The 24873-nt window shown below is 69.5% G+C and carries 27 protein-coding genes; 15 read left to right on the forward strand and 12 right to left on the reverse strand.

The window, feature by feature from the left end; genetic code table 11:
* Nucleotides 1-140: 140 nt before the first annotated feature.
* The 9 genes from hisB to glcF all read left to right on the forward strand — a co-directional run bounded on the left by hisB (nucleotide 141) and on the right by glcF (nucleotide 7430).
* Complete coding sequence (hisB, locus tag ACE3OG_RS10750; RefSeq protein ID WP_374308432.1) at nucleotides 141-734, forward strand: imidazoleglycerol-phosphate dehydratase HisB; 594 nt, start codon at nucleotides 141-143, stop codon at nucleotides 732-734.
* A 23-nt stretch (nucleotides 735-757) separates the two neighbouring features.
* On the forward strand, nucleotides 758-1219 hold the full coding sequence (locus tag ACE3OG_RS10755; protein WP_374308434.1) for a DUF2628 domain-containing protein: 462 nt from the start codon (nucleotides 758-760) through the stop codon (nucleotides 1217-1219).
* Nucleotides 1219-1872, forward strand: coding sequence for an imidazole glycerol phosphate synthase subunit HisH (gene hisH, locus ACE3OG_RS10760; RefSeq protein WP_374308436.1), 654 nt, complete (start codon nucleotides 1219-1221; stop codon nucleotides 1870-1872). Before ACE3OG_RS10755 ends, hisH begins: the two co-directional genes overlap by 1 nt.
* Nucleotides 1860-2606 (forward strand): 1-(5-phosphoribosyl)-5-[(5-phosphoribosylamino)methylideneamino]imidazole-4-carboxamide isomerase, encoded by a 747-nt coding sequence (gene hisA / locus ACE3OG_RS10765; RefSeq protein ID WP_374308438.1) that lies wholly within the window; start codon nucleotides 1860-1862, stop codon nucleotides 2604-2606. Before hisH ends, hisA begins: the two co-directional genes overlap by 13 nt.
* 14 nt (nucleotides 2607-2620) lie before the next feature.
* Complete coding sequence (hisF, locus tag ACE3OG_RS10770; RefSeq protein ID WP_374308440.1) at nucleotides 2621-3391, forward strand: imidazole glycerol phosphate synthase subunit HisF; 771 nt, start codon at nucleotides 2621-2623, stop codon at nucleotides 3389-3391.
* 24 nt (nucleotides 3392-3415) lie between these two features.
* Entirely contained in the window at nucleotides 3416-3766 is a 351-nt protein-coding gene (locus ACE3OG_RS10775) for a phosphoribosyl-ATP diphosphatase (protein WP_374308442.1), read from the forward strand.
* A 26-nt stretch (nucleotides 3767-3792) separates the two neighbouring features.
* Nucleotides 3793-4806: a type I pantothenate kinase gene (gene coaA / locus ACE3OG_RS10780; RefSeq protein ID WP_374308576.1), complete on the forward strand. Its 1014-nt coding sequence runs from the start codon at nucleotides 3793-3795 to the stop codon at nucleotides 4804-4806.
* Between the two features lie 105 nt (nucleotides 4807-4911).
* Nucleotides 4912-6117 carry a glycolate oxidase subunit GlcE gene (glcE, locus tag ACE3OG_RS10785; RefSeq protein WP_374308444.1) on the forward strand — a complete coding sequence of 402 codons (1206 nt, stop codon included), beginning with the start codon at nucleotides 4912-4914 and terminating at the stop codon, nucleotides 6115-6117.
* A 17-nt stretch (nucleotides 6118-6134) separates the two neighbouring features.
* Nucleotides 6135-7430 (forward strand): glycolate oxidase subunit GlcF, encoded by a 1296-nt coding sequence (gene glcF / locus ACE3OG_RS10790; protein WP_374308446.1) that lies wholly within the window; start codon nucleotides 6135-6137, stop codon nucleotides 7428-7430.
* A gap of 1 nt (nucleotide 7431) precedes the next feature.
* Here glcF and dnaQ read toward each other — a convergent pair whose 3' ends face one another.
* The 5 genes from dnaQ to ACE3OG_RS10815 are packed head-to-tail and all read right to left on the reverse strand — an operon-like array spanning nucleotide 7432 to nucleotide 11098.
* On the reverse strand, nucleotides 7432-8148 hold the full coding sequence (gene dnaQ, locus ACE3OG_RS10795) for a DNA polymerase III subunit epsilon (protein ID WP_374308448.1): 717 nt from the start codon (nucleotides 8146-8148) through the stop codon (nucleotides 7432-7434).
* A 6-nt stretch (nucleotides 8149-8154) separates the two neighbouring features.
* Nucleotides 8155-8775: a dephospho-CoA kinase gene (coaE, locus tag ACE3OG_RS10800; RefSeq protein ID WP_374308450.1), complete on the reverse strand. Its 621-nt coding sequence runs from the start codon at nucleotides 8773-8775 to the stop codon at nucleotides 8155-8157.
* On the reverse strand, nucleotides 8776-9654 hold the full coding sequence (locus tag ACE3OG_RS10805; RefSeq protein WP_374308452.1) for a shikimate dehydrogenase: 879 nt from the start codon (nucleotides 9652-9654) through the stop codon (nucleotides 8776-8778). It abuts the gene before it with no gap.
* The gene (locus ACE3OG_RS10810; protein ID WP_374308454.1) at nucleotides 9651-10268 is read right to left on the reverse strand and encodes a Maf family protein; all 618 of its coding nucleotides are present in this window, start codon (nucleotides 10266-10268) and stop codon (nucleotides 9651-9653) included. Before ACE3OG_RS10810 ends, ACE3OG_RS10805 begins: the two co-directional genes overlap by 4 nt.
* Complete coding sequence (locus tag ACE3OG_RS10815) at nucleotides 10265-11098, reverse strand: pyruvate, water dikinase regulatory protein (RefSeq protein WP_374308456.1); 834 nt, start codon at nucleotides 11096-11098, stop codon at nucleotides 10265-10267. The genes ACE3OG_RS10810 and ACE3OG_RS10815 overlap by 4 nt, the downstream gene beginning before the upstream one ends.
* 438 nt (nucleotides 11099-11536) lie before the next feature.
* Here ACE3OG_RS10815 and hemE point away from each other — a divergent pair, with 438 nt between their 5' ends.
* From hemE to rho, 3 genes are all read left to right on the forward strand, one after another.
* Entirely contained in the window at nucleotides 11537-12574 is a 1038-nt protein-coding gene (gene hemE / locus ACE3OG_RS10820; RefSeq protein ID WP_374308458.1) for a uroporphyrinogen decarboxylase, read from the forward strand.
* Nucleotides 12571-12999 (forward strand): protoporphyrinogen oxidase HemJ, encoded by a 429-nt coding sequence (gene hemJ, locus ACE3OG_RS10825; protein WP_374308460.1) that lies wholly within the window; start codon nucleotides 12571-12573, stop codon nucleotides 12997-12999. Before hemE ends, hemJ begins: the two co-directional genes overlap by 4 nt.
* A 235-nt stretch (nucleotides 13000-13234) precedes the next feature.
* A complete protein-coding gene (gene rho / locus ACE3OG_RS10830; RefSeq protein ID WP_374308462.1) occupies nucleotides 13235-14503 on the forward strand; it encodes a transcription termination factor Rho in 1269 nt (422 codons plus the stop codon).
* Between the two features lie 6 nt (nucleotides 14504-14509).
* Here the strand turns inward: rho and ACE3OG_RS10835 are convergent, their stop codons facing one another.
* Together ACE3OG_RS10835 and ACE3OG_RS10840 are read right to left on the reverse strand one after the other, a co-directional pair.
* A complete protein-coding gene (locus ACE3OG_RS10835) occupies nucleotides 14510-16201 on the reverse strand; it encodes a tetratricopeptide repeat protein (RefSeq protein WP_374308464.1) in 1692 nt (563 codons plus the stop codon).
* 71 nt (nucleotides 16202-16272) lie between these two features.
* The gene (locus ACE3OG_RS10840) at nucleotides 16273-17712 is read right to left on the reverse strand and encodes a short-chain fatty acyl-CoA regulator family protein (RefSeq protein WP_374308466.1); all 1440 of its coding nucleotides are present in this window, start codon (nucleotides 17710-17712) and stop codon (nucleotides 16273-16275) included.
* 281 nt (nucleotides 17713-17993) lie between these two features.
* On the opposite strand from ACE3OG_RS10840, the gene chpT reads away from it, so the two are divergent.
* On the forward strand, nucleotides 17994-18659 hold the full coding sequence (gene chpT / locus ACE3OG_RS10845; protein WP_374308468.1) for a histidine phosphotransferase ChpT: 666 nt from the start codon (nucleotides 17994-17996) through the stop codon (nucleotides 18657-18659).
* A 124-nt stretch (nucleotides 18660-18783) separates the two neighbouring features.
* Here chpT and ctrA read toward each other — a convergent pair whose 3' ends face one another.
* On the reverse strand, nucleotides 18784-19485 hold the full coding sequence (gene ctrA / locus ACE3OG_RS10850) for a response regulator transcription factor CtrA (RefSeq protein WP_374308470.1): 702 nt from the start codon (nucleotides 19483-19485) through the stop codon (nucleotides 18784-18786).
* A 443-nt stretch (nucleotides 19486-19928) separates the two neighbouring features.
* On the opposite strand from ctrA, the gene ACE3OG_RS10855 reads away from it, so the two are divergent.
* Entirely contained in the window at nucleotides 19929-20348 is a 420-nt protein-coding gene (locus ACE3OG_RS10855; protein ID WP_374308472.1) for a flagellar export protein FliJ, read from the forward strand.
* Between the two features lie 96 nt (nucleotides 20349-20444).
* Complete coding sequence (locus ACE3OG_RS10860; RefSeq protein ID WP_374308474.1) at nucleotides 20445-21434, forward strand: lysylphosphatidylglycerol synthase domain-containing protein; 990 nt, start codon at nucleotides 20445-20447, stop codon at nucleotides 21432-21434.
* Between the two features lie 55 nt (nucleotides 21435-21489).
* Here ACE3OG_RS10860 and ACE3OG_RS10865 read toward each other — a convergent pair whose 3' ends face one another.
* The 4 genes from ACE3OG_RS10865 to ACE3OG_RS10880 form a co-directional block, all read right to left on the reverse strand.
* Nucleotides 21490-21762, reverse strand: a complete 273-nt coding sequence (locus tag ACE3OG_RS10865) for a hypothetical protein (protein WP_374308476.1) — start codon at nucleotides 21760-21762, stop codon at nucleotides 21490-21492.
* Between the two features lie 165 nt (nucleotides 21763-21927).
* Nucleotides 21928-22995 carry a DNA polymerase IV gene (dinB, locus tag ACE3OG_RS10870; protein WP_374308478.1) on the reverse strand — a complete coding sequence of 356 codons (1068 nt, stop codon included), beginning with the start codon at nucleotides 22993-22995 and terminating at the stop codon, nucleotides 21928-21930.
* Between the two features lie 159 nt (nucleotides 22996-23154).
* The gene (locus tag ACE3OG_RS10875) at nucleotides 23155-23505 is read right to left on the reverse strand and encodes a DUF3147 family protein (RefSeq protein ID WP_374308480.1); all 351 of its coding nucleotides are present in this window, start codon (nucleotides 23503-23505) and stop codon (nucleotides 23155-23157) included.
* A gap of 19 nt (nucleotides 23506-23524) precedes the next feature.
* Nucleotides 23525-24805: a hypothetical protein gene (locus ACE3OG_RS10880; protein WP_374308482.1), complete on the reverse strand. Its 1281-nt coding sequence runs from the start codon at nucleotides 24803-24805 to the stop codon at nucleotides 23525-23527.
* Nucleotides 24806-24873 lie beyond the last annotated feature (68 nt).

Below are 24873 nucleotides of genomic sequence, written 5' to 3' on the forward strand. Positions count from 1 at the left end.
TTGATCAAGAGCGGCGGCGCCGGCGCCGTCTCGCTGACCCAAGAGCGGCGGCGCCGGCGCGGGCCGGCTAGCCAAGCGGCGGCCGGCTTGCTAGAGACCGCCTGCGCCGAAAGCCCGAAACCGACCTGAAAAAGCACGCCATGCGCGCCGCGAAAATCGCCCGAAGCACCAAAGAGACGCAGATCGAAGTCGAGGTCGCCCTCGACGGAACGGGCGCGTCCGCGATTTCGACCGGCGTCGGCTTCTTCGACCATATGCTCGACCAGCTCGCCCGCCATTCGCTGATCGACGTGACGCTTGCCGCCAGGGGCGACCTGCACATCGACCAGCACCACACCGTCGAGGACTGCGGCATCGCGCTGGGGCAGGCGCTGCGAGGGGCTCTCGGCGACCGCGCCGGCATCGCCCGCTACGCCGACGTTCTGCTGCCGATGGACGAGACCCTGACCCGCGTCGCGATCGACGTGTCGGGACGGCCGTTCCTCGTGTTCAGGACGCAGTTCGACAAGGAGAAGATCGGCGATTTCGACACCGATCTGGTGCGCGAGTTCTTTCAGGCCTTCGCGATGAACGCCGGCCTCACGCTGCACGTCGAGACGCTCTACGGCCTCAACGCGCATCACGTCGCCGAATCCTGCTTCAAGGGCCTCGCCCGGGCGCTGCGCGCGGCGATCGAGATCGATCCGCGCCAGAAGGGCAAGGTCCCCTCGACCAAGGGCACGCTCGCGGGCTGAGCCCGCGCGGGGAGTAACGCGCCATGGCGGTTTTCTCGGTCCATCTGCCCCCGGAGGGCGCAAGGGACGCGCCGGACGCCGCCTTCGTGCGGCAGGGCTTCTGCTGGCCGGCTTTCGTGTTCGGCCCGCTGTGGCTTCTCGCGCGCGGATTTTTCCTCGCGGCGGCGATCTGGATTGCGCTGATCCTCGGCCTCGCCACGCTGGCCGGCGCCTCGATCGTCTGGCCCGGCGGCGCCTTCGCGCTCGCCCTGCTCATGCACGCCTGGCTCGGCGTCGAGGCGAGCCGGTTCGTCGAAAGACGGCTGGCGCGGCGCGGCTACGACCTCGCCCTGATCGCCGCCGCCCCGACGCTGGAGGAGGCCGAGATGTCCTTCTTCCGCGGGCTCGGCGCGACGCCTCCCGCGCCTCCCGCGCCGCCTGTCCCGCCGCGTCCGCTCGGCGTCCTCGGCAGCCTGCCTCCGGCGCAGACGCGGGGCGGAGTTTGATGAAGGTCGCCGTCGTCGACTACGGGTCGGGAAACCTGCATTCGGCGCACAAGGCGCTCGAGCGCGCGGCGCGCGAGGCCGGCCTCGACGCGACGATCGCCGTGACCGCCGACGCCGGGGAGACGCGCGCCGCCGATCGAATCGTGCTGCCGGGCGTCGGCGCCTTCGCCGACTGCCGCGAGGGCCTGCGCGCCGTTCCCGGCATGCTCGAGGCGCTGCGCGACGCCGTGCTCGAGCGCGGCCGCCCCTTCCTTGGCGTGTGCGTCGGCATGCAGCTTCTGGCGACGCGCGGCCTCGAGCATGGCGAGACGCAGGGCCTCGACTGGATCGGGGGCGAGGTCGCGGCGCTCGAGCCGGACGACGAAAGCCTGCGCATTCCGCACATGGGCTGGAACACGCTTCAGCCCGAAGGCGGGGTTCATCCGCTGCTCGGCGGAATTCCGCTCGGGGAGAACGGCCTGCACGCCTATTTCGTGCATTCCTACGCCTTTCGTCCGACGGAGCCGCAAGCGGTCGCGGCGAGCGCCGACTACGGCGGAAAGTTCGCCGCCATGATCGCCCGCGACAACATCGCCGGCGTGCAGTTCCATCCCGAGAAGAGCCAGGCGCTCGGCCTGCGCCTGCTCGCCAATTTCCTGAAGTGGACGCCATGATCCTGTTTCCGGCCATCGACCTCAAGGAGGGGCGCTGCGTGCGCCTCGTGCAGGGCGACATGGCGCGTTCGACCGTCTTCTCACACGATCCGGCGGCGCAGGCCGAAAGCTTCGAGCGGGCGGGCTTCTCCTATTTGCATATGGTCGACCTCGACGGCGCCTTCGCCGGAAAGCCGCAAAACGCCGCGGCGGTCGAGGCCGTGCTGGCGCGGGTGAAGATTCCCGTCCAGCTCGGCGGCGGGGTGCGCGACCTTGCGACCGTCGAAGGCTGGCTCGGCAAGGGAATCGCCCGCGTCATCATCGGCACGACGGCGCTGCGCGACCCGGATTTCGTGAAGGCGGCGGCGCGGCGCTTTCCCGGCCGGATCGCGGTCGGGATCGACGCGCGCGACGGCTTCGTCGCCGTCGAGGGCTGGGCCGAGGTGAGCGAAGTGAGCGCGCTTGAGCTCGCCCGCCGCTTCGAGGGCGCCGGCGTCGCGGCGATCATCTTCACCGACATCGCGCGCGACGGGCTGCTGAAGGGGCTCAATTTCGAGGCGACGGCGGCGCTGGCCGACGCGCTGACGATTCCCGTGATCGCCTCGGGCGGCCTCGCTTCGATCGAGGATGTGAAGCGCCTGCTGCGGCCCGACTGCGCGCGGCTCGAAGGGGCGATCGCCGGCCGCGCGCTCTATGACGGGCGGCTCGATCCAGCGGCGGCGCTGGCGCTGATCGCCGGGGCGAAGGCCGCCTGAGGACTGACAGACCCATGCTCAAGGTCCGCATCATTCCCTGCCTCGACGTCAAGGACGGGCGCGTCGTCAAGGGCGTCAATTTCGTCGATCTCGCCGACGCCGGCGATCCGGTCGAATGCGCGATTCGCTATGACGCGGCCGGCGCCGATGAGCTCTGCTTCCTCGACATCACCGCGAGCTCCGACGAGCGGCCGATCCTGCTCGACGTGGTGCGCCGCACGGCCGAAGCCTGCTTCATGCCGCTCACCGTCGGCGGCGGGGTGCGCAAGCTGGAGGACATCCGCCAGCTGCTGCTCGCCGGCGCCGACAAGGTCTCGATCAACACGGCGGCGGTGAACAATCGCGGCTTCGTGCGCGAGGCGGCGGAGAAGTTCGGCGCGCAATGCGTCGTCGTCGCCATCGACGCCAAGCAGGTTGGGCCGGAGAGGTGGGAGATCTTCACCCATGGCGGGCGCAAGGCCACGGGGATCGACGCGGTCGACTTCGCGCGAGAAGTCACGGCGCTCGGCGCCGGCGAGATCCTGCTCACCTCCATGGACCGCGACGGGCTGAAGACCGGCTTCGACCTGGCGCTGACGCGCGCCGTCGCCGACGCGGTGAAGGTTCCGGTGATCGCCTCGGGCGGGGTCGGGACGCTCGACCATCTCGTCGAGGGCGTGCGCGAGGGCCGCGCCTCGGCCGTGCTCGCCGCCTCGATCTTCCATTTCGGGACGTTCAGCATAGCGCAGGCCAAGCGCCATATGGCCAAATGCGGATTGCGGATGCGGCTGGATGGATTAGGCTGAAGCCTCAAGGAGCGGGACGCACCGATGGCCGCCTTCACCCTCGACGACCTCGCCGCCGTCATCGCGCAAAGGGCGCGCTCCGACGCCGCCGTCTCCTACACCAAGTCGCTGCTCGACGCCGGGCCGCCGCGCGCCGCGAAAAAATTCGGCGAGGAGGCGGTCGAATTGGTCATCGCCGCCGTCGAGACGGAGCGCCGGCACGTCGTCGCCGAGGCCGCCGACGTGCTCTATCATCTCCTTGTCGTGCTGCAGTCGCGCGGCGTGGCGCTCGACGAGGTGCTGGGCGAGCTCGCGCGCCGCTCCGCGCAGTCGGGCCATGAGGAGAAGGCCGCGCGCCGGCGAGCCGACGCGTCCGTCGGGAGCCCCGCCACGTGAACGCCAAGGGCGACGTAGCGCGCGAGATGGCGCGCGACGCGCTGCCTCATTCCGCTTCCGCGCCGGGCCTCGTCCCGGCGGACGGGGCGGACGAGGACCCGGTCGAGGAGCTTTCGCCCTATCATCATTTCACGCGCGAGGAATGGGCGGCGCTGCGCGCCGACACGCCGCTGACCCTGACGCGCGACGACCTCTCGCGCCTCAAGAGCATCAACGACCCGATCTCGCTCGACGAGGTGGTGGCGATCTACCTGCCGCTGTCGCGCCTGCTGGCGCTCTACGTCGCGGCGACGCAGGGCCTCTACAAGGCGACGCAGCGCTTCCTCGGCGCCGAGGGCGGCAAGACGCCCTACATCATCGGCGTCGCCGGCTCCGTCTCGGCCGGCAAGTCGACGCTCGCGCGCGTCATGACCGCGCTGCTGTCGCGCTGGCCGAACACGCCGAAGGTCCAGCTCATGACGACCGACGGCTTCCTGCACCCCAACGCGGTGCTCGAGGCCGAGGGGCTGATGCGCAAGAAGGGCTTCCCGGAAAGCTACGACGGCACGGCGCTGCTGCGCTTCCTCTCCGACGTCAAGGCCGGGCGCCGCCGCGTCGCCGCGCCGGTCTATTCGCATCTCGTCTATGACGTCGTGCCCGACGAGCGCATCGTCGTCGACCGGCCGGACATATTGATCGTCGAGGGGCTCAACGTGCTGCTGCCGAACCGCCCGGCCAAGGACGGGCGCGGCCTGCCGTTCGTGTCCGACTTCTTCGACTTCTCGATCTATCTGCACGCCGGCGAGGCCGACCTTGAGCTGTGGTTCGTCGAGCGCTTCATGCGCCTGCGCCGGACCGCCTTCCGCGATCCGCAATCCTACTTCCGCAAATACGCCGACCTGTCCGCCGAGGCGGCGGAGGCGGCGGCGCGCGAGATCTGGCGCGAGATCAACCTGCGCAACCTGCGCGAGAATCTTCTTCCGACGCGCGCGCGCGCCAATCTGGTGCTGACCAAGGGCTCCGACCACCACATCGCCGAGGTCGAGCTGCGCAAATTGTGACGGCGGACGGTCCAGAAATCATTAGGCCGCCTCATGAAATTGACCTAGGAAACGCGCTTGCTCGCCCCGGAACGTCCCGCCGGGAGGACCGCCAGGAAACGTGCGATGACCACCCTCACGCCGGCCGACGCCGCTGAAGCCGCCGAGGCGGTCGCGCAGGCCGCCGCCGACCGCGCCTCGCTTTCGATCGTCGGACTCGGCTCGAAAGCCGCGCTCGGGCGCCCGTGGAACGCCGAGCGGCGGCTCGACCTGTCGCGCCTTTCCGGCGTCACGACATATGAGCCGGCCGAGCTCGTGCTGTGCGCCAGGGCGGCGACGCCGCTCGCGGAGATCGAGGCGCTGCTCGCCGCCAACGAGCAGGAGCTCGCCTTCGAGCCGATGTCCTTCGACGCGCTCTATGGCGCGGGGCGGGGCTCGATCGGCGGCGCGCTGATGGCCAATCTCTCCGGCCCGCGCCGCGTCAAGGCCGGCGCCGCGCGCGACCATATTCTCGGGCTCAAGGCGATCGACGGGCGCGGCGCGGCCTACAAGGCCGGCGGCACGGTGGTGAAGAACGTCACCGGATACGACCTCGCGCGCGGGCTCGCCGGCTCCTACGGCGCCCTCGCCGTGGTGACGGAGGTCAATTTCAAGGTGCTGCCGCGCGCGCAGACGGCGACGACGCTGATGCTGCCGGGGCTTGCGCCGAAAGCCGCCGTCGCCGCGCTGTGCGCCGCCATGGGCGCGCCGGTCGACGTCTCAGGCGCCGCCCATCTGCCGGCGTATGCGGCGAAGGCGCTGGGCTTTCCCGCGCCGGCGACGCTGCTGCGGCTCGAAGGCTTTTCTCCCTCCGTCGACGAGCGCTTCGACAGGCTGCGGGCGCAGCTTGCGGACTTCGCGGCCGGCGAACGCCTCGACGCGCAGGAGACGGAGCGCGTCTGGCGCGCCGTGCGCGACGTCGTTCCCCTCGCGCAAGCGCGTGAAAAGATCATCTGGCGCGTGTCGGTCGCGCCGACCAGCGGGCCGGCGGTCGCCGCCGCCGTCCAGCGCACGCTCGGCGGCGAGGCGATGTTCGACTGGTCCGGCGGGCTCGTCTGGCTCGCGCTCGACCCCGACGCCGCGCCGGACGGCGGGGCGGAGCTGGTGCGCGGCGCGGTCGCGGTGCAGGAGGGCGGCCACGCGACGCTGATCCGCGCGTCCGACGAATTACGCGCGCGGGCGCCGGTGTTCCAGCCGCCGCCGCCGGCGCTCGAAGCCCTGTCGAGGCGGCTCAAGGCGCAGTTCGACCCCTGGTCCATTCTGGAGCGCGGACGCCTGCGCGCCGCGAGCTGACGAGCTGATCAAACGACATGCAGACGCATTTTTCCCCTGAACGGCTCAAGGACCCGCGCGTCGCCGCGGTCGAGCCGATCCTGCGCAAATGCGTGCACTGCGGCTTCTGCACCGCCACCTGCCCGACCTTCACGCTGCTCGGCGACGAGCTCGACAGCCCGCGCGGGCGCATCTACCTCATCAAGGAGATGCTCGAGGCGGACCGCCCGGCCGACGCCGAGACGGTCAGGCACCTCGACCGCTGCCTGTCCTGCCTCTCCTGCATGACGACCTGTCCCTCGGGCGTCAACTACATGCATCTCGTCGACGAAGCGCGCGCCCATGTCGAGGAGACCTTCGCCCGCCCGCCCGCGGACCGCGCGGTGCGGGCGCTGCTCGCCGCCGTGCTTCCCCATCCCGGCCGCTTTCGCCTGGCGACGCGCGCAGCCAGACTCGCGCGTCCGCTCGCTCCGCTGCTCGCGAAAATGGGCGAGGCCGGCGCGCGGCTCGCCGCCATGCTGGCGCTCGCGCCGTCAGGCGCGCCGAAGCCGACGCAGTTTCCGCAGGAGGCGGTGAAGCCGGCCGGGGCGCGCCGCGCCCGCGTCGCCATTCTCGGCGGCTGCGCCCAGAAGTCGCTGCGCCCCGCGATCAACGACGCCGCCATCCGGCTGCTCACCCGGCACGGCGTCGAGGTCGTCCAGCCGAAGGACGAGGGCTGCTGCGGCGCGCTCGTCCATCACCTCGGCCGCGAGGAGGAGGCGAAAGCCCAGGCGCGCCACGACGTCGACGTCTGGACGCGGGAGATCGAGGGCGGGGGGCTCGACGCCATCGTCGTCACCGCGTCGGGCTGCGGCACGGTGATCAAGGACTACGGCTACATGTTGCGCGACGATCCGGCCTATGCGGCGAAGGCGGCGAAGGTCTCGGCGCTGGCGAAGGACGTGACCGAGTTTCTGGCGAGCCTGAAGCTTGCGCCGCTCGCGCCGCGGAACATGGTGCTCGCCTATCATTCGGCCTGCTCGATGCAGCACGGCCAGAAGATCACGAGCCTGCCGAAGGAGCTTCTGCGCGCGGCGGGCTTCGAGGTGCGCGATCCGCCCGAGGGGCATCTGTGCTGCGGCTCGGCCGGCACCTACAACATCCTGCAGCCCGAGATCGCCTCGCGCCTGCGCGCGCGGAAGATCGCCAACATCCGCTCCGTGGCGCCGGACGCGGTGGCGACCGGCAACATCGGCTGCATGACGCAGATCGGCGAGGTCGACGGCGCGCCGGCGCTGCATACCGTGGAATTGCTCGACTGGGCTTATGGCGGGGAGAAGCCGGCGGAGCTTTGAGCTATCGCGCCGCCGCCGTCTCCGCTTCCTCATACTGAAGCCATACCGCCTTCTCGCCGAGGCTCGCGACGAAAGCCGCGTGCGCGGCGAGCTCCTGCGCCGAAAGGCGCGGCGCGAGCGGCGCCGGACGGGCGGTCAGCAGCGCCTCGCCCGCAGCGCCGCCGTCCGCGCCCCGGCGCGTCCCGGCTCCGAGCATGAGCGCCGCCTGGCACCCGCCGAGAAGCTCGGCGTAGACCTCGGCCAGAATCTCGGCGTCGAGCAGCGCGCCGTGCTTGACCCGGCGCGAGGCGTCGATTCCGAAACGGGCGCACAACGCGTCGAGGCTGTTCGAGGCGCCGGGGAATTTTCGCCGCGCGAGGGCCAGTGTGTCGACGATGCGGCGCCATTCGAGCGGCGGCGCGCCGGCGCGCGAAAACTCGGCGTTGAGGAAGCGGAAATCGAATTCGGCGTTGTGCGCGACGAGCTTCGCGTCGCCGACGAAGGCGAGGAAATCGGGCAGGACGGCCGAGAATTCCGGCTTGCCGGCGAGGAACTCGCTCGACAGCCCATGCACGCGAAAGGCCTCCTCGGGCATGTCGCGCTGCGGGTCGAGATAGACGTGGAAGCTCTGGCCGGTCGGAATGGCGTTCAAAAGCTCGACCGCGCCGATCTCGACGACGCGGTGGCCCTGCGCCGGGTCGAGGCCGGTCGTTTCCGTGTCGAAGACGATCTCGCGCAACTTTATTCAGGCCCTGTCGGGTTTCGCCGCGCCGCGCCCGGCGGCCGGGCCGGCGACGGCGCGGAGCACGCCTTCGACCTGCCGCTGCGCCGCCTCGAGCCCGCGGCTCGTGTCGATGACGAAATGCGCGCGCCGCCGCTTCTCGGCGTCGGGCGTCTGCTTCGACATTATGACCTCGAGCCATTCCGGCGTCATGCCCGGCCGGGCGAAGACGCGGCTTCTTTGCACAGCTTCCGGCGCGGTCACGACGACGCAGGCGTCGCATTCGCGGTCGGCTCCGATCTCGTAGAGGAGCGGCACGTCGAGCACCGCGACGCGGGCGCCCTGCGCCCTGGCCCGCCGCAGGAATTTTTCACGCTCGGCGCGCACGAGCGGATGCACCAGCGCCTCGAGCCGGGCCATGGCGACGGGATCCTCGCGCACGCGGGCGCCCAGCAGCGCGCGGTCGACCTCGCCCTCGCGCAGGACGCCGGGAAACGCCGCCTCGATCAGCGCCGCCGCCTCGCCGCGATAGAGCGCATGCACGGCGGCGTCCGAATCATGCACCGGAACGCCGAGCTTGCGGAACAGGCCGGCGGTCGTGCTCTTGCCCATGCCGATGGAGCCGGTGAGGCCGAGGACGAACATTCAGGAGGTTTTCTCCAGCGCGGCCGCTCCCGGCGCGCTTTTCTCCATGTCGGCCTCGACGAAGCGGCGAAGCCCGGCGCTCACGCTCGGGCGCACGCCGAAGAAGCGGGCGAAGGCCGGGACCGCCTGGTGCAGCAGCATGCCAAGGCCGGGCGCGACGCGAAGGCCGCGCGCGCGCGCCTGCGCGATGAGCCGGGTCTCGAGCGGATAATAGACGATGTCGTCCACGACCGCCTCCGGCGGCAGCGGCGACAGGTCGATGTCGAGCTCCGGCTGGCCGTGCATGCCGAGCGAGGTCGTATTGACGAGAAGGCCGGCGCGCGCCAGCAGCCCCGGCGCCTCGCGCCAGTCGGCCGCCGTCGCGCCCCGAAAACCGCCCGCGAGCCGTTCCGCGCGCTCGCGCGTGCGGTTGAGGACGACGATCTCCCGCCCGCGCGAGGCGAGCGCGGCGACGACCGCCCGCGCCGCGCCGCCCGCGCCAAGCACGAGCGCGCAGCCGGTCGCGCGCTCCCAGCCCGGCGCCTCCTCGTCGAGCGCGCCGAGAAAGCCTTCCGCGTCGGTGTTGTCGGCGATGAGGCGCCCGTCCTCGCGCCAGACCGTGTTGGCGGCGCCGATCGCCTGCGCCGTCGCCGTGCGCTCGGCGGCGAGCGCGAAGGCCTGCTCCTTCAGCGGCAGGGTGACGTTGCCGCCGACGAAGCCTTCGGCGGCGAGCCCTTCGAGGAAGCCGGGAAAGTCCGGCGGCGGCACGGCGCGCGCGACATAGCTTCCGGGCAGGCCGTTTTCGCGCAGCCAGTAGGAATGGATCAGCGGCGAGCGCGAATGAGCGGCCGGCCAGCCGGCGACGAAGGCGCGCGGGCCCTCGGACGGCGCCGCGCTCATGACGCGACGAACCCTTGCGCGCGCAGGAAGGCGAGAAGCGGAAGAAGCGGCAGGCCGAGGATCGTCGAATGATCCCCCTCGATCTCCTCGAAAAGATGCACGCCCGGTCCCTCGGCCTGATACGCCCCGACGCTGGCGTGCGCCGCCGCGCCGACGGCGTCAAGATAGGCTTCGACGAATCCGGGCGAAAGCGCGCGCATCGTCAGCCTCGCCGTCTTGACGACGTCGAACAGGATGATCCCGCCGCGCGCGAGGGCGAGCGCGGAATGGAGCTCGTGGACGCGCCCGGACAGCGCTTCGAGCGTCGCCGCCGCGCCGGCGCGGCTCCCGGGTTTGGCGAAGCGGCGCGCGCCGCAGGTCAGCGTCTGGTCGGCGCCGAGCGTCAGCCGGCCGGGCGCGAGCCTTGACACGGCGAGCGCCTTCTCGCGCGCGAGGGCCAGCGCCACCGCGACGCCGTCCGCGCCCTCTTCGACGAGCCGGGACTCGAGCGCGCGCTCGTCGACGTCGGCCCGGCGCGCCTCGAAGGGCAGGGCCGCGGCGCGCAGCAGGGCCGCCCGCGTCGCGCTGCCGGAGGCGAGCAGGAGCGGCTCCCTTTCAAGCCACAGAGCGCTCATGCGGCGGGTTTGAGCTTCGCCTTGCGCGACTTGTGCAGGCTGATGATCGCCGCCGCCGTCTCCTCGATCGAGCGGCGCGTCACGTCGATCATCGGCCAGCCCCTGGCGTCGAACAGGCGCTTCGACTGGGCGATCTCCTCGGCGACGAGGCGACGGTCGACATAGGGCGATTCAGGGTCGGCCTCGATCGACAGGATGCGGTTGGTCCTGATCTGGACGATGCGGTCGGGCGACGCGACGAGCCCGACGACGAGCGGGTTGCGCAACTCCTCGAGGGATTTCGGCAGCGCCGCGCCCGGCACGAAGGGAATGTTCGCGGTCTTCACGCCGCGGTTGGCGAGATAGATGCTCGTCGGCGTCTTGGAGGTGCGCGAGACGCCCATGAGCACCACGTCCGCCGCCTCGTAGCTGTCGGCCTGCTGGCCGTCGTCGTGGCCCAGCGTGTAGTTGAGGGCGTCGATGCGGCGGAAATATTCGGCGTTGAGCGAATGCTGCGCGCCCGGACGCGAGGCGGCGGCGGCGCCGATATAGGACTGGAACAGCGCCATGATCGGGGCGAGAAGCGAGAGGCAGGGCGCGCCGATCGCCGCGCACGCCGCCATCAGCCGGCGCGCGTGCTCCTCCTCGACGAGGGTGAAAAGGACGATGCCGGGCTCGGCCTCGATCTCCCGCAGCACGTCTTCGAGCGCGGCGGCGCTGCGCACCATCGGATGGATCTGCTCGATCAGGTCCACGCCCTGATATTGCGAGGCGACCGCCCGGCTCGCGGCGATGAGCGTCTCGCCGGTCGCGTCGGAGACGAGATGCAGGATGACATGCTGGCGTCCCATGGCCGCCCTCCCTCGATGCGCGACGCGTCGCACGCGCTCGCCTCCCAGTCTGACGCTGAGGATTATAGTGGATAAGCTACCTCAAACGCGCCGTCCGACCAAGGACGCGCGCCGGCTTGACGTTCTCCGCCGCCCTCAGGCCACAGATTCGGGCACAGGGGCGGGGCTCGGGACGAAGGATTCACAGCGCTGTGATCAACCCGCGCGCGGAGCCTCGCGAAGGTTGGCCGCAAACCGTTAAGAATGCGTTAACCAGACGCAATCCTTAACGAAATCCTAACGGCCCCCGGCCCGGCGCGTTGCGGGGATAGCGCAACGCCCGCGCAAGGCGATTGTGGAAAGCGCTGCGCCGGACTATTCGAGGCCCCAATATGAAGAAGAAGAAATCCTTCTTTAAGACTCTCTCTCTTTTAAGGACGCCGCTGTGAGGATAGTTCCTTGACCCGCCCGGCGAGCGCCAAGACGCTCCTGCGCGTCCTCGCCGGCGAGGCGGTCGACCCGCCTCCGATCTGGCTCATGCGCCAGGCCGGGCGCTACCTGCCCGAATATCGCGCGCTGCGCGCGAGGACGCCGAGCTTCCTCGACTTCTGCTACGCGCCGAAGATCGCGGCGGAGGCGACGCTGCAGCCGATCCGCCGCTACGGCTTCGACGCGGCGATCCTGTTCAGCGACATTCTCGTCGTCCCCGACGCGCTCGGCCAGGTCGTGCGCTTTGAAGCGGGCGAGGGGCCGCGGCTCGATCCGATCCTCGACCGCGCCGGTTTTGAAAGGCTGAAGCCGCAGATCGACCTCGAGCGGCTCTCGCCCGTCTTCGAGACGATCGGACGCATCCTCGAGACGCTGCCGGAGGAGACCGCGCTGATCGGCTTCTGCGGCGCGCCCTTCACGGTGGCGAGCTACATGGTCGCGGGTCGCGGCACGCCCGACCAGGGGCCGGCGCGGCTCATGGCCTATCGCGACCCCGAGCTTTTCGCGGCGCTGATCGACCGGCTGGTCGAGGCCTCGATCGCCTATCTCCATCGTCAGATCGACGCCGGCGTCGAGGTCGTTCAGATCTTCGACACCTGGGCCGGGGCGCTCGCGCCCGGCGAATATGAGCGCTGGTGCCTCGAGCCCCTGCGGCGCATCGCCGCGGCCGTGTCGCCGCGCGTTCCGGTGATCGGCTTTCCGAAAGGGATCGGCGCGCGGCTCGCCGGCTTCGGCGAGGCGGCCGGCGTCGCCGGCGTCGGCCTCGACAGCGGCGTCGACTCGTTCTGGGCGGCGAAGGCGCTGCCGCGCGGCCAGACGACGCAGGGCAATCTCGACCCGCTCGCGCTCGTCGCCGGCGGGCCGGCGCTGGAGGCGGGCGCGCGGCGCATCCTCGACGCCTTCCGCGGCCGCCCGCACATCTTCAACCTCGGCCATGGCGTGACGCCGCAGACGCCGCCCGAACATGTCGCGGCGCTGGTCGAGCTCGTGCGCAGGGAAGGCCGTTGAGCGCCTATCTCTCCGTCAAGGCGCTGCACATCCTCGCCGTCATCTCCTGGATGGCCGGGATGCTCTACCTGCCGCGCCTGTTCGTCTATCACGCCGGACGGCCGCGCGGCGCCGAGCCGGCGCGGACCTTCGAGACGATGGAGCGGCGGCTGATGCGGGCGATCATGACGCCGGCGCTCGTCGTCGTCTGGCTGAGCGGCCTTTTCCTCGCCTGGAGCGGCGGCTTTTTTGGCGCGGGATGGCTGCACGCCAAGTTCGCCCTCGTCGCCGCGATGAGCGCGATCCATGTCTTCCTCGAACGGGAGCGGCGCGCTTTCGCCGCAGGAACGAACGCCCGCTCCCCCCGTTTTTACCGCATTCTCAACGAGGCGCCGACTTTGCTGATGGTCGGCGTCGTGTTTCTCGTGGCGCTGAAGCCGTTCTAGTCTTTCCGGCGCGGGCGCGCCTTGCTTGTCAAAATGGGCGCGATGCGATATCGGTAAGGCTCCCCCCTGCAGGTCGATCGGCTGAGGCTACGGCGCGGACGCGCATCGCCCGCCGCAAGTCCGCCCGATCAGCCAAGGACGCTCAGGATCGTCGGACGACGGATCGATCCAGCTCCAGCCCTCCCGTCTTGAAACGTCTCGCGCCCGTCGCGCCCCCTCCGAGGACCCTATCCCGATGCGGGAAATCAAACTGCAAGACTTGAAGCTCAAGTCTCCGACCGAACTTCTGGCCTTCGCCGAGGAGCATGAAGTCGAGAACGCCTCGATCATGCGCAAGCAGGAGCTGATGTTCGCGATCCTGAAGCAGCTCGCGAGCCGCGACGTCGAGATCGTCGGCGAGGGCGTGATCGAGGTGCTGCAGGACGGCTTCGGCTTCCTGCGCTCGCCCGACGCCAACTATCTCGCCGGCCCCGACGACATCTATGTCTCGCCCTCGCAGATCCGCCGCTTCGGCCTTCGCACCGGCGACACGGTCGAGGGGCTGATCCGCTCCCCCAAGGAGGGCGAGCGCTATTTCGCGCTTCTGAAGGTCAACACCATCAATTTCGAGGACCCCGAAAAGGTCCGCCACAAGGTCCATTTCGACAATCTGACGCCGCTCTATCCCGACGAGCGGCTGAAGCTCGAGATCGAGGACCCGACGCGCAAGGATTTCTCCTCGCGCGTCATCGACATCGTCGCCCCGATCGGCAAGGGCCAGCGCGCGCTGATCGTCGCCCCGCCGCGCACCGGCAAGACGGTCCTTCTGCAGAACATCGCCCAGTCGGTGACCGCCAACCATCCCGAGTGCTATCTGATCGTGCTGCTGATCGACGAGCGGCCCGAGGAGGTCACCGACATGCAGCGCTCGGTGCACGGCGAGGTGGTCTCGTCGACCTTCGACGAGCCGGCGGTGCGCCATGTCCAGGTCGCCGAGATGGTCATCGAGAAGGCCAAGCGCCTCGTCGAGCACGGCCGCGACGTCGTGATCCTGCTCGATTCGATCACGCGCCTCGGGCGCGCCTATAACACGGTGGTGCCGTCCTCGGGCAAGGTGCTGACCGGCGGCGTCGACGCCAACGCGCTGCAGCGGCCGAAGCGCTTCTTCGGCGCGGCGCGCAACATCGAGGAGGGCGGCTCGCTGACGATCATCGCCACGGCGCTGATCGACACCGGCTCGCGCATGGACGAGGTGATCTTCGAGGAGTTCAAGGGCACCGGCAACAGCGAGATCATCCTCGACCGCAAGGTGGCCGACAAGCGCGTGTTCCCGGCGATCGACATCACCCGCTCCGGCACCCGCAAGGAGGAGCTGCTGGTGCCGCCGGACATCCTCAAGAAGATGTACGTGCTGCGCCGCATCCTCAACCCGATGGGCACGATCGACGCGATCGAATTCTTAATGGGCAAGATGCGCGAGACGCCGAAGGGCAACGCGACGTTCTTCGAGGCGATGAATACTTAGGACAGGCTATTGTAGCTGAAGACTGTCGGCGAGCGTCCGCGCTTTTGGAAGCTTAGCCGCATAATAGTCAGCGAAGGGAATATGGCCGCCGTCGCGCATGGCCTTCTCAGCGGCCACAATTTGATTTAAGGCGGTCTTCGCCAATGCTTTATCGCCGGTTCGTTCGGCGACGAGCATCAAGGAGACTCCTTGGTTGCCATAGCTCATCGCCCAGTCGAGCGGGACGCGCTCGCGGGTGTATTCCTGCAACGCCGCGCGATAGGCCTCGACGGCATCCTCCAGCCGCGTCGTGCCGCTTTCGCGTTCGCCGAGGGTTCGAAGCGCAGCGCCGAGATTGTTCTGGGTCGTGGCCCAGTCGAGCGGGACGCGGTCGCGGGCGCGTTCTTTCAGGGCTTCGCGATAGGCCTCGACGGCTTGCTCGAGCCGCGCCGTGCCGCTTTCGCGTGCGCCGAGGGTTCGAAGCGCAACGCCGAGATTATTCTGGGTCGTGGCCCATTGGAGCGGGACGCGGTCGCGGGTGTATTCCTGCAACGCCGCACGATAGGCCTCGACGGCATCCTCCAGCCGCGTCGTGCCGCGCTCAAGTTCGCCGAGGGTTTGAAGCGCATTGCCGAGATTGTTCTGGGTCATGGCCCAGTCGAGCGGGACGCGGTCGCGAGTATATTCCTTCAAGGTTTCGCGATAGGCGTCGACGGCCTGCTCCAGCCGCGCCGTCCCGCTCTCGCGTGCGCCGAGGGTGGCAAGCGCATTGCCGAGATTGTTCTGGGTCGCTCCGCGCTGATCGCCGTTCAGCGCCACCGCCAGCAATTGTCGCGCGACAGTGACCGCTTCGATGAGCGACGGATTGTCGCCGAATTCGAGCCCCTGCTTGTAAAGCTCGTGTTGCTGCGCGCTAAGAAAATCGAAGCGCGCCCCGGCGTCGAAGCCAGCGACGAGGCTCGCCGCCTCGCCATATTTTTCCGCCGCGGAGCGATAGGCGAGCTTCAGATCGTCAATGCCCGCGTCGAGCGACAGAAGCCTCGCTTCGGCGCGGGCGGCGTCCTGCCTGCGGGCGCGCGCCGCCTCGCGGCCCTTGACGAGTATGTCATGCGCTTTGTCGAGCGCGCCGGCTTCGATGAGCTTTTCCGCCTCAACAACAATCGCCGCAAGGTCCGGGAAGGCGGCGCGGAACGCCTCGATCTCTTCGCGCAGCTTCAAAAGCTCGTCGGCTTTGGCTTCGAGCAGCCGGGGAATGGCCTCTTCGCTGATCTCCGTCTCGCCTATCTTTTCAAGAATGGCGCGCAGCGACGCGAGGGGGACGCCTTTCTCGCGGGCGATCTGGGCGGCCAACTCTTTCAGTTGAGCGGATGACTCTCTCGTTTCCGCTCGAAGCTGGCCGATGTCGTCCCGTATCGGCGCGACGATGGCCGAAGGATCGGGATTGTTATGGATATTGACTGGCGCGTTGTAGGTCGCGCTCGGCCCGGAGGCCTGTGCGTTCCCGTTGACGGTCATCATGATTGAAGGGGCCGGGCTCTTCTTCTGCTCCAGCTCCTTCGCCTTGTCTTCGCGCTCGAGCTTCTTGTCTTTTCGGCCGACCCGGAACACATAGACCGTCCAGACCGCGCCGAAGACGGCGACCGCGCCGCCGCCAAGCCAGGCGAGAAGCTTCTGGTTCTTCTCTTCGCTGAGCCAGGCTAGGACGTCCTGAAAACTCACGGGCGCAATCCAAAGACGGAAATCAATAACCGAAAGCCGCAGCCTAGCTCAGGCGCGGCGCGTCGTAAAATTCAGACATCCTTGAACGGGAACGGCGACACGTTCCTCGTCAGCTCGTCGACATGCAGCGCGCGCAAGGCCGGCGGGGCGGCGCGCTGGGGACAGTTCTGGCGGTCGCACAGGCGGCAGTGCACCCCGATCGGCGTCGCCTCGGGATTGTCGAAGTCGAGCTTTCGCGCATAGACGAGGCGCCTTGCGAACTTCAGCTCGCAGCCGAGCGCGACGGCGAAGCGCGGCTCGATCGCGCCCCAGGGGGCGAGCGAGCGGCGCACGGTGCGGGCGATCGAGAACCATTGCGAGCCGTCGGTCAGCTCGATCGCCTGGGTCAGGATGCGGCCCGGGTTGGCGAAGCTCGCGTGGATGTTCCACAGCGGGCAGGTGCCGCCGGAATTGGCGAAGGGAAAGCGCCCCGACGAAAAGCGCTTCGAGACGTTGCCGGCGATGTCGACGCGCAGCATGAAGAAAGGGATGCCGCGCGCGCTCTGCCGCGACAGCGTCGTCAGCCGGTGCGCCACCTGCTCAAAACTCGCGGAAAAGCGCGCGGCGAGCACCTCGACGTCGTAGCCGGTCAACTCGGCCGCCTCGTGGAACTGCGAATAGGGCATCATCACCGCGGCGGCGAAATAATTGGCGAGGGTGACGCGCAAAAGCTTGCGCGCCACCTCGTCGGTCTGGCCGAGCCGCGCGGCGGTGTCGTTGAGAAGGCCTGAGAATTCCGCGAGGCCGAGCTGATAGGCCGCCTGAAAACAGCGGCCCGGCTGGTCCATGATCTCGGAGATCATCAGCTGCTTGCGGTGGTGGTCGTACCAGCGCAGCCGGTCGCCCATCACTTCGAGGGGAAGCGCGCGCACCCTGATCGCGTGGCGCGCGCGCAGATGGTCGACGAGCGCGGCGTAGAGCCCGTGCGCCTCGACGGGCAGGGCGGCGGCGAAGTTCTCGGCGGCGCCGTCGATCTCCGGGAAATGATTGCGCGCGTCGTGCAAAATGGCGCGCACCTTGTCGATCGGATTCTCGCCCGAGGCGGCGTCGGGGCGGTCGCGGTCGGCCGAGGAGAAGACGCCGGCCTCGCTCGCCTCGCGCGCGTTGGAGTAGGCGCGGTAGAGCTTCAGCATGGCGGCGAGCAGGGCCGGCGAGTTCTCGGCCGCGTCGCGCACCTCGGCGCGCGGCACGGCGGCGTCGCGAAACAGCGGATCGGCGAGGATCTGCTCGACGTCGCCGACCGACTGCTCGCCCTCGATCTCCATGAAGTCGCGCGGGTCGACGCCATAGACGTCGGCGAGGCGGATCAGCACCTGCACGGTGATCGGCCGCTGGTTGCTCTCCATGAGGTTGAGGTAGCTCGGCGAGACGTCGAGCTCGTCGGCCATGCGGGCCTGCGTCAGACGCCGCTCGCGCCGCAGGCGCTTGAGCCTCGGACCGGCGAAAATTTTCCTGGGCGCGGCGTCGGCCATCGAACACTCTTGGAAACAGGGCAATACAGAAAATTTACAAATGGACGCGCGCCCAAGCGTTCCAAAGAAAGATTGAATTCATTTCTTTTACAACTGTCATCCTCCGACCCATAGGGCAAGCTTGTCAATATATGTGAACGCCATCCCCCGCGCGGCCTCGCCGACCTGGAGCTTGAACCATCCGGGAGACTTGGCGGTGATTCGTTAACCATATTCATTTAGGATCGCGCCTCCGCTCCGGCGAGGCGCCCGCCCGGCGCCGTTCAAACGACGTAAGGCCCATGACCTCCATTTCCCTCGATCCGCTCGACCTCGCCGCCCTCCTGTGCTCGCGCGTGTGCCATGACGTCATCAGCCCGGTCGGCGCCATCGTGAACGGCCTTGAAATGCTGGAGGACGAGAAGGACGAGGCGATGCGCAAGGATGTGCTTGAGCTCATCCGCGGCTCGGCCGACAACGCCTCGGCGCGGCTTCAGTTCGCGCGCCTCGCCTTCGGCGCCGCGGGCTCGGCGGGCGCCTCGATCGACACGGGCGACGCCGAGAAGGCGGCGCGCGGCCTGTTCAGCGATCCGAAGCTCAAGCTCGAATGGTCGATTCCGCGCGTCCTCGCGCCCAAGAACAAGGTGAAGCTCCTGCTCAACCTGTGCCTGCTCGCGGCCTCGAGCGCGCCGCGCGGCGGGACCGTCCGCGTCGAGCCGCTCAGCGAGGGCTGGAGCGATTTTTCGGCGCGGGTCACGGCGAAGGGGCCGAACGTGAAGATCAATCCGCGCGTCGCGGCGATCCTCGCCGACGCGCCCGAGGAGCCGATCGACGCGCACGCGATCCAGCCCTATTACGCGGTTCTGGTGGCGGAGGCGGCGCAGATGACGCTCATCGCTTCGTCCGACGCCGACGCGGCGACCTTCGAGGCGCGCCCGGCGGCGGCGGCGCGAGAGGCCGCGGCCTGAGCCGCTTCAATCAAGGGACGCCGGCGGCGTGGTCGGTATATTGAAAAATGGAGCGGCGGCCCTAGAGCCGCCTCGGCGAGGAAAACGCCGGCGGCCCGGGCGGCCGCGCGCGGCGTCGACGGCTTCAGGCGATGATGCGCTCTTCGTCCTCGCTCGGCTCGCGCAGCACATAGCCGCGGCCCCAGACGGTCTCGATGTAGTTGCGGCCGTTGCTGGCGTTGGCGAGCTTCTTGCGCAGCTTGCAGATGAAGACGTCGATGATCTTGAGCTCGGGCTCGTCCATGCCGCCGTAGAGGTGGTTGAGGAACATCTCCTTGGTCAGGGTCGTGCCCTTGCGCAGGGAGAGGAGCTCGAGCATCTGATATTCCTTGCCGGTCAGATGCACCCGCGCGCCGTCGACCTCGACGGTCTTCTGGTCGAGGTTGACGATGAGGTCGCCGGTGGCGATCACCGACTGGGCGTGGCCCTTCGAGCGGCGCACGATGGCGTGGATGCGGGCGACGAGCTCGTCCTTGTGGAAGGGCTTGGTCAGGTAGTCGTCCGCGCCGATGCCGAGGCCCTTCACCTTGTCCTCGATGGCGGCGAAGCCCGACAGGATGAGGATCGGCGTCTTGACCTTGGCGTTGCGCAGGCGGCGCAGCACCTCATAGCCCGACATGTCGGGAAGGTTCAGGTCGAGCAGGATGATGTCGTAGTCGTAGAGCTTGCCGAGGTCGGCCCCCTCCTCGCCGAGGTCGGTCGTGTAGATGTTGAAGTTCTCGGACTTCAGCATCAGCTCGATGCTCTGCGCGGTCGCGCCGTCGTCTTCGATCAATAGAACGCGCATCTCAAAGCTCCCCCGCCACGCCGTCGCCGCCTTCAGTCCGTCCCGGGATCGCCGCCCTGCGGCCGCGCGCCCCTGTCGTCGCCGGGGCCAGCCCGTCCTCCGCGGACCGCGGCGCGGCCCGTTAACCGAATCCGGCGCATTTCGTAACCTTAACGGCCATTGGTTAACAAAAACATTAACAGGCTTGCCGCAGCCTGACGGCCCACGCCGGCGCGCCGATCCGCTGAACCTTCCGCGCGAAAACGGCGAAATTCCGCGCATGGCCGCGCCGGAAGGGCGAGTAACGAAACGGCAAGCTTCATTGGTCAATCTTGCGCCAGGCTGTGACCGTGGCCGCGTGGACGCTCAGCGCCGCCATTATCGCGCGGTTGAATTGCGTAAAATAAAATAGGGAAGCGACAGGCGCGCCGCGCCGCCTGCGGGCCGAGAGGTGAGAAGCGATCATGAAGCTCCAGGAGTCCGTCCTTCGCCTCAAGAGATTCCAGATCGAGGAGAAAAGACGCCGCGTCGCCCAGATCGAATCCATGGCGTTCGAATTCACCAGGATCGCCAGCGAGCTGGAGCAGGAGATCGCCGCCGAGGAGCAGCGCGCCGGCATCTTCGAGCCCGGACATTTCGCCTATCCCACCTACGCCCGCGCCGCCCGCGCGCGCCGGGACAATCTCGAGCGCTCCGCGCGCGACCTCACGGCCCAGCTCGAGGACGCGCGGAGCCGGCTCGCCGAGGCGATCGCCGACCTCGAGCGGGCCGAAGGCTGCGAGGCGCGCGACCGGGCGCAGGGCGCGGCGCCTCAGGAGAGCGGCCACGCGGGGGATTCCGCGGCGGGCGAGGACGCCGGACGCCTGCGCGCCGCGCGCGGCTGATTCGAGCCGGGCGCCGCGCCTTTCCGGGCCTGCCTTTTGCGCCGGACTGCGCTAGAACGTCCGCCGGGTCCGTCGTCGGAGCCGGCCGGGAGCGTCATGAAGCGGATCCTCGATTTCTTCTGGCCCGCCGTCGGCCTCGTCGCCGTCGTCGTCTCCCTCATCCTGCTCTACCACGAGTTCCGCGGCCAGGACGTCGGGCCGGAGGTCTGGCGCGAGCTCAGGGCGATCCGCGCGCGCGACTATCTCCTCGCCTTCGGCTCGACGCTCGTCGCCTATGCGGCGCTCGCCTGGTACGACAAGATCGCGCTGCGTCATCTCGGGGTCTTCAATATTTCCTGGCTTTACGCCGGGCTCTGCTCCTTCACGACCTACGCGCTCGCCCACAACATCGGCGCGACGGTGTTCTCGGGCGCGATGGTGCGCTACCGCGCCTATCACGCCAAGGGACTGTCGGCGGCGCAGGTCGCGGTGCTCGTCGCGCTCTGCTCCTTCACCTTCGCCCTGGGGACGATGTTCCTAGGCGGATTGTGCCTCGTCTTCGATCCGGTCCTGCTCGCGCGCTTCTCGGGGCTGCTGCCGGGCGTGCTGACCAATCCGACCACCGCCTTCGTCGTCGGCCTCGGCCTTCTCGCCTTCGTCGCGCTCTATCTGACGGGTTCGATCCTCGGCTTGAAGCCGCTCGTCGTGCGCGGCTTCAAGCTGGAGTATCCGCGCCCCGGCATCGCCGTGCGCCAGATGCTGGCCGCGCCGCTCGAGCTCGTCGGCGCCGCCGGAATCATCTATTTCGCGCTGCCGGCCGAGGGCAATCCGGGCTTCGTCACCGTGCTCGCCGTCTTTCTCGCCTCGTTTTCGGCGGCGCTCGTCTCCAACGCGCCGGGCGGGCTCGGCGTGTTCGAAATCCTGTTCATCAAGGCCATGCCGACGACGCCGCAGATCGAGGTGCTGACCGCGCTGCTCGTGTTCCGGCTGTTCTACCTCATCATTCCGCTGATCATTTCGGTCGGCGTCGTGATCGCCTTCGAGAAAAGCCGGCTGAGGGAGACGCTCGCCGCGTCCGCCTCCGGCGCGCGGGCGGGCCCGCCCTGACGCGCGAAAGGCCCCGGAGGCCGGCTCCGGGGCCTTTCGCGTCGGGCGAGGCGGCTCAGTTGCAGACGCGCACGCGGCGGTAGCCGACGACGTCGCCATAGGCGTTGAGCACGGGCTGACGCGAGAAATAGCAGGCCGGCGCGTAGTCGTAAGGCGTCGCGGCGGCTGCGGCGGCCGCGCCGATGGCGAGCCCCGCCGCGGCGGCGCCGACGCCCCAGCCCCAGGGATGATAGCCCCACGGGCCGTGCCAGGGACCGGCCGCGGCGGGCGCGGCGGCGCCGGCGAGCGTGGCGAAAAGGGCTGCGGCGGCGAGCGTCTTGCGGATCATGGCTGTCTCCCTCGGGCTTTGCGGCGTCGCGCGCCGTCCATGCCCGAAAGCTAGCCCGCGCCGCGTCCGCCCTCGGTGCGGGGGCGCACGCGCGCGTGAACGCCGCGGCCCGCCTCGCCATGTCGTCGGCGCGCCGCGCCTTCGGCGGGCGTCGCCTGAAGAGCGCTAGGCGAGAGCGAGGTCGAGCTGGGCGGCCGCCTCGCGCCCTGCGGGCTCGAGCGCCGACAGGCTGAGGCCGAGCAGGCGCACGCCGCGGCGCTGCGGCGGCAGGCAGGCGAGCAGGGCGAAGCCCTCGCGCGTCAGCGCCTCGACGCTCGCGACCGGCGCGCGCAGCGAGCGGGCGCGCGTCGAGACGACGAAATCGGCGCTCTTCGCCTTCAGCGTCACGCCGCGCCCGCAGACGCCGAGCGCCGCGGCCCGGCCCCACACCTTTTGCGCAATGGGCGCCAGCGCGGCGCGCATCGCCTCGGCGTCGTCGAGGTCCTCGAAAAACGTCGTCTCCGCGCCGATCGACTTGCGCGGCCGGTCCGGGCGCACCGGCCGTTCGTCGATCCCGCGCGCGAGGCCGTAGTAATGACGCCCCGCCTTGCCGAAGCGGCGGCTCAGAAAGTCGAGCGGGCGCTCGCGCAGGTCGGCGACGGTCATGAGGCCGAGCCGGTTCATCCGCGCCCGCGTCGCCGGCCCGACCCCGTGCAGGCGCTCGACCGGAAGGCCGGAGACGAAGGACGGCCCCATCTGCGGCGGCACGACGAAAAGCCCGTCGGGCTTGCGCTCGTCCGAGGCGAGCTTGGCGAGGAATTTGTTGTAGCTGACGCCCGCCGAAGCGGTGAGGCCGGTTTTCGCGCGGATTTCCGCCCGGATCGCCTGCGCGATCCGCGTCGCCGAGGGCTCGCCGGCGAAATTCTCGGTGACGTCGAGATAGGCTTCGTCGAGCGAGAGCGGCTCGACGAGGTCGGTGAATTCGTAAAAAATCTCGCGGATCTGCGCCGAGACGGCCTTGTAGGCCTCGAAGCGCGGCTTGACGAACACGAGCTCGGGGCACTTGCGCCGCGCGACGACGGACGACATCGCCGACCGCACGCCGAAAGCGCGCGCCTCGTAGCTCGCCGCCGCGACCACGCCGCGCGCCGAAGCGCCGCCGACGGCGACCGGACGCCCGCGCAGGGCCGGATCGTCGCGCTGCTCAACGGAGGCGAAGAAGGCGTCCATGTCGACATGGATGATCTTCCGCACGACGGCCTCGCGCGGAGCTCCCGGACCCGGCGCGCCGTCGCATGGAATGGACGGCGCGTCCTGCGAAAATGCGCTGTGCGGCTCCATGAGGTCGCGGCGAGGTTGTCGAGCTTCCGCCGCAGGATCGCTGATTCGCGTTTTGTTCGCAAGCCGGCGGGTTCAGAGCCGTAGCCCGATCCTCGGCGCGATCAGGAGAAAGCCGGCGTAAAGCGTCATGGTGAGCGCGCAGCCCGCCGCCAGCGCCGGCCAGAACGCGACGCCGCGCCGCAGTAGGGCCGGCACGAGCAGGAACATCGGCAGCGAGGGCAGCACGAACCAGAATGTTCCCTCGCTGAAGGCGGCGACGCGCTCGCCGTCCCGCGCCGCGCGCCAGAGCCAGATCATGGCGAGGATCGATACGAGCGGCAGCGAGGCGATGAGGCCGCCGATTCCGGGCCAGCGTCGCGCCGCCTCGGAGGCGACGGCGACGATCGCGCCGGAAAGAAGGGCCTTGGCGACGAGTTCGAGCATGAAGCTTCTCTTTCGCGCGTCAGGACGACGTGGCCGACGCCTGCGGCGCGCCGCGCCAGTCCATCGCCGCGAGCAGCAGGACGCCGCAGGCGGTGGTCGCGACGGCGAGGCAGCACATCATGCCCGAGGCGCCGAAACGCGTCGCCGCGACAGTCCCAAGGCCGGCTCCGGCGAGGGTGAAGGCGAGGTTGGCGATCCCGTAGAAGGGCGCGCGCCGCGCCCCGATGTAGAGCGGGGCGAGCAGCGCGGTCAGCGCGTAGGAATAGGCGAAGAAGGCGCAGAAGACGATGAAGGCGGTCGAGATGTCGCCCGCCTCCTTCGGCAGGGCGAGGGCGAAGACCTGCTTGCTGACGAGGAAGGGCAGCGCGGCGGCGGCGAGCGCGCCGAGCAGCGCGCCGCCGACGAGCGTCCGGCGCAGGCCGCGGAGCCAGGCCTCGTCGCCGCGCTGGAAGGCGTCGATGAAGGCCGGCATCAGCGGCCGCGTGACGAGGGTGAGCGGATTGACGAGGCGGGCGATCATCAGCGCCGCGGTCGAGAACACGATATATTCATGCGTGTTGGTGGCGAGGAGCGCGAGCATCGCCGCGGCGTAGACCTTGATGTAGTCGGCGATCGGCGAAAGATATAGCGGCAGGCTTTCGGGGATGCGCTCGGCGAGGTCGGCGAAGGCGCGCCGCCCGAGGCCGAGCGGCAGGCGGCGCGCGCGCGCGACCTGCGTGAACACGGCGAGCTCGGCGGCCGCCGGAACGCCGAAATAGACGAGGCAGACGGAAAGATCGTTCAGCCGGCCGAAATGGGCCAGCGCCAGCAGGGCGCCGACGAGGACGAGATTGGCCGCGGTCTGGACGAGGCTCGTCACATGGTCGGTGCGTTCGGCGATGCGGTAGAGCTGCCCGAAGCTCGCCGCGACCTGGAGAAGGTTGAGCGCGACGCCGACGGCCATCGCGGGCTTCAGCGACCAGCCGAAGGCGAGCGCCGCGCCGATCGCGACGAATCCCGTCGCGACGACGCCGACCAGCGCCGCGTGGGCGTTGAAGCAGCGCCGCACGGCGACGCGCAGCGCCTTGGCGTCGTCGCGCGCGAAAGCGTGGGCGAGCTCGCGAATGAACAGCGCGGCGTAGGGCGCGAAGACGAGGCCGCCGATCGCGGCGACGTTCATGGTGGTGAGGAAGACGGCGTAGTCGGAGGGCGAGACGCCGCGGGCGACCAGCGGCAGGGCGACGAACACCGTCGCCGCGCCGCTGAGCTTGGTGACGAAGGCGAAACCCGCCGAGCGGATCATCAGGAAAGTGCGGTTCATGAGACCTCGGGGGCGGCCGCCTTCGCCCATCATGGCGAACATGCGCCCTGAAGGCTGCGCGAAATTCG

It is taken from the genome of Methylocella sp. (genome assembly GCF_041905455.1).
Classification (GTDB): domain Bacteria; phylum Pseudomonadota; class Alphaproteobacteria; order Rhizobiales; family Beijerinckiaceae; genus Methylocapsa.

Excerpts from the sequence above, each read along its gene's own strand:
- coaE (WP_374308450.1), bottom strand. The coding sequence starts at position 8,775 with ATGTTCGTCCTCGGCCTCACCGGCTCCATCGGCATGGGCAAGAGCACG.
- ACE3OG_RS10810 (WP_374308454.1), bottom strand. The coding sequence starts at position 10,268 with ATGAGCGCTCTGTGGCTTGAAAGGGAGCCGCTCCTGCTCGCCTCCGGC.
- ctrA (WP_374308470.1), bottom strand. The coding sequence starts at position 19,485 with ATGCGCGTTCTATTGATCGAAGACGACGGCGCGACCGCGCAGAGCATC.
- ACE3OG_RS10855 (WP_374308472.1), top strand. The coding sequence starts at position 19,929 with ATGAAGCTCCAGGAGTCCGTCCTTCGCCTCAAGAGATTCCAGATCGAG.
- ACE3OG_RS10775 (WP_374308442.1), top strand. The coding sequence starts at position 3,416 with ATGGCCGCCTTCACCCTCGACGACCTCGCCGCCGTCATCGCGCAAAGG.
- ACE3OG_RS10880 (WP_374308482.1), bottom strand. The coding sequence starts at position 24,805 with ATGAACCGCACTTTCCTGATGATCCGCTCGGCGGGTTTCGCCTTCGTC.
- ACE3OG_RS10865 (WP_374308476.1), bottom strand. The coding sequence starts at position 21,762 with ATGATCCGCAAGACGCTCGCCGCCGCAGCCCTTTTCGCCACGCTCGCC.
- glcF (WP_374308446.1), top strand. The coding sequence starts at position 6,135 with ATGCAGACGCATTTTTCCCCTGAACGGCTCAAGGACCCGCGCGTCGCC.
- hisH (WP_374308436.1), top strand. The coding sequence starts at position 1,219 with ATGAAGGTCGCCGTCGTCGACTACGGGTCGGGAAACCTGCATTCGGCG.
- rho (WP_374308462.1), top strand. The coding sequence starts at position 13,235 with ATGCGGGAAATCAAACTGCAAGACTTGAAGCTCAAGTCTCCGACCGAA.
- ACE3OG_RS10875 (WP_374308480.1), bottom strand. The coding sequence starts at position 23,505 with ATGCTCGAACTCGTCGCCAAGGCCCTTCTTTCCGGCGCGATCGTCGCC.
- ACE3OG_RS10840 (WP_374308466.1), bottom strand. The coding sequence starts at position 17,712 with ATGGCCGACGCCGCGCCCAGGAAAATTTTCGCCGGTCCGAGGCTCAAG.
- ACE3OG_RS10815 (WP_374308456.1), bottom strand. The coding sequence starts at position 11,098 with ATGGGACGCCAGCATGTCATCCTGCATCTCGTCTCCGACGCGACCGGC.
- ACE3OG_RS10805 (WP_374308452.1), bottom strand. The coding sequence starts at position 9,654 with ATGAGCGCGGCGCCGTCCGAGGGCCCGCGCGCCTTCGTCGCCGGCTGG.
- chpT (WP_374308468.1), top strand. The coding sequence starts at position 17,994 with ATGACCTCCATTTCCCTCGATCCGCTCGACCTCGCCGCCCTCCTGTGC.
- hisF (WP_374308440.1), top strand. The coding sequence starts at position 2,621 with ATGCTCAAGGTCCGCATCATTCCCTGCCTCGACGTCAAGGACGGGCGC.
- glcE (WP_374308444.1), top strand. The coding sequence starts at position 4,912 with ATGACCACCCTCACGCCGGCCGACGCCGCTGAAGCCGCCGAGGCGGTC.
- coaA (WP_374308576.1), top strand. The coding sequence starts at position 3,793 with ATGGCGCGCGACGCGCTGCCTCATTCCGCTTCCGCGCCGGGCCTCGTC.
- hisB (WP_374308432.1), top strand. The coding sequence starts at position 141 with ATGCGCGCCGCGAAAATCGCCCGAAGCACCAAAGAGACGCAGATCGAA.
- ACE3OG_RS10860 (WP_374308474.1), top strand. The coding sequence starts at position 20,445 with ATGAAGCGGATCCTCGATTTCTTCTGGCCCGCCGTCGGCCTCGTCGCC.
- ACE3OG_RS10755 (WP_374308434.1), top strand. The coding sequence starts at position 758 with ATGGCGGTTTTCTCGGTCCATCTGCCCCCGGAGGGCGCAAGGGACGCG.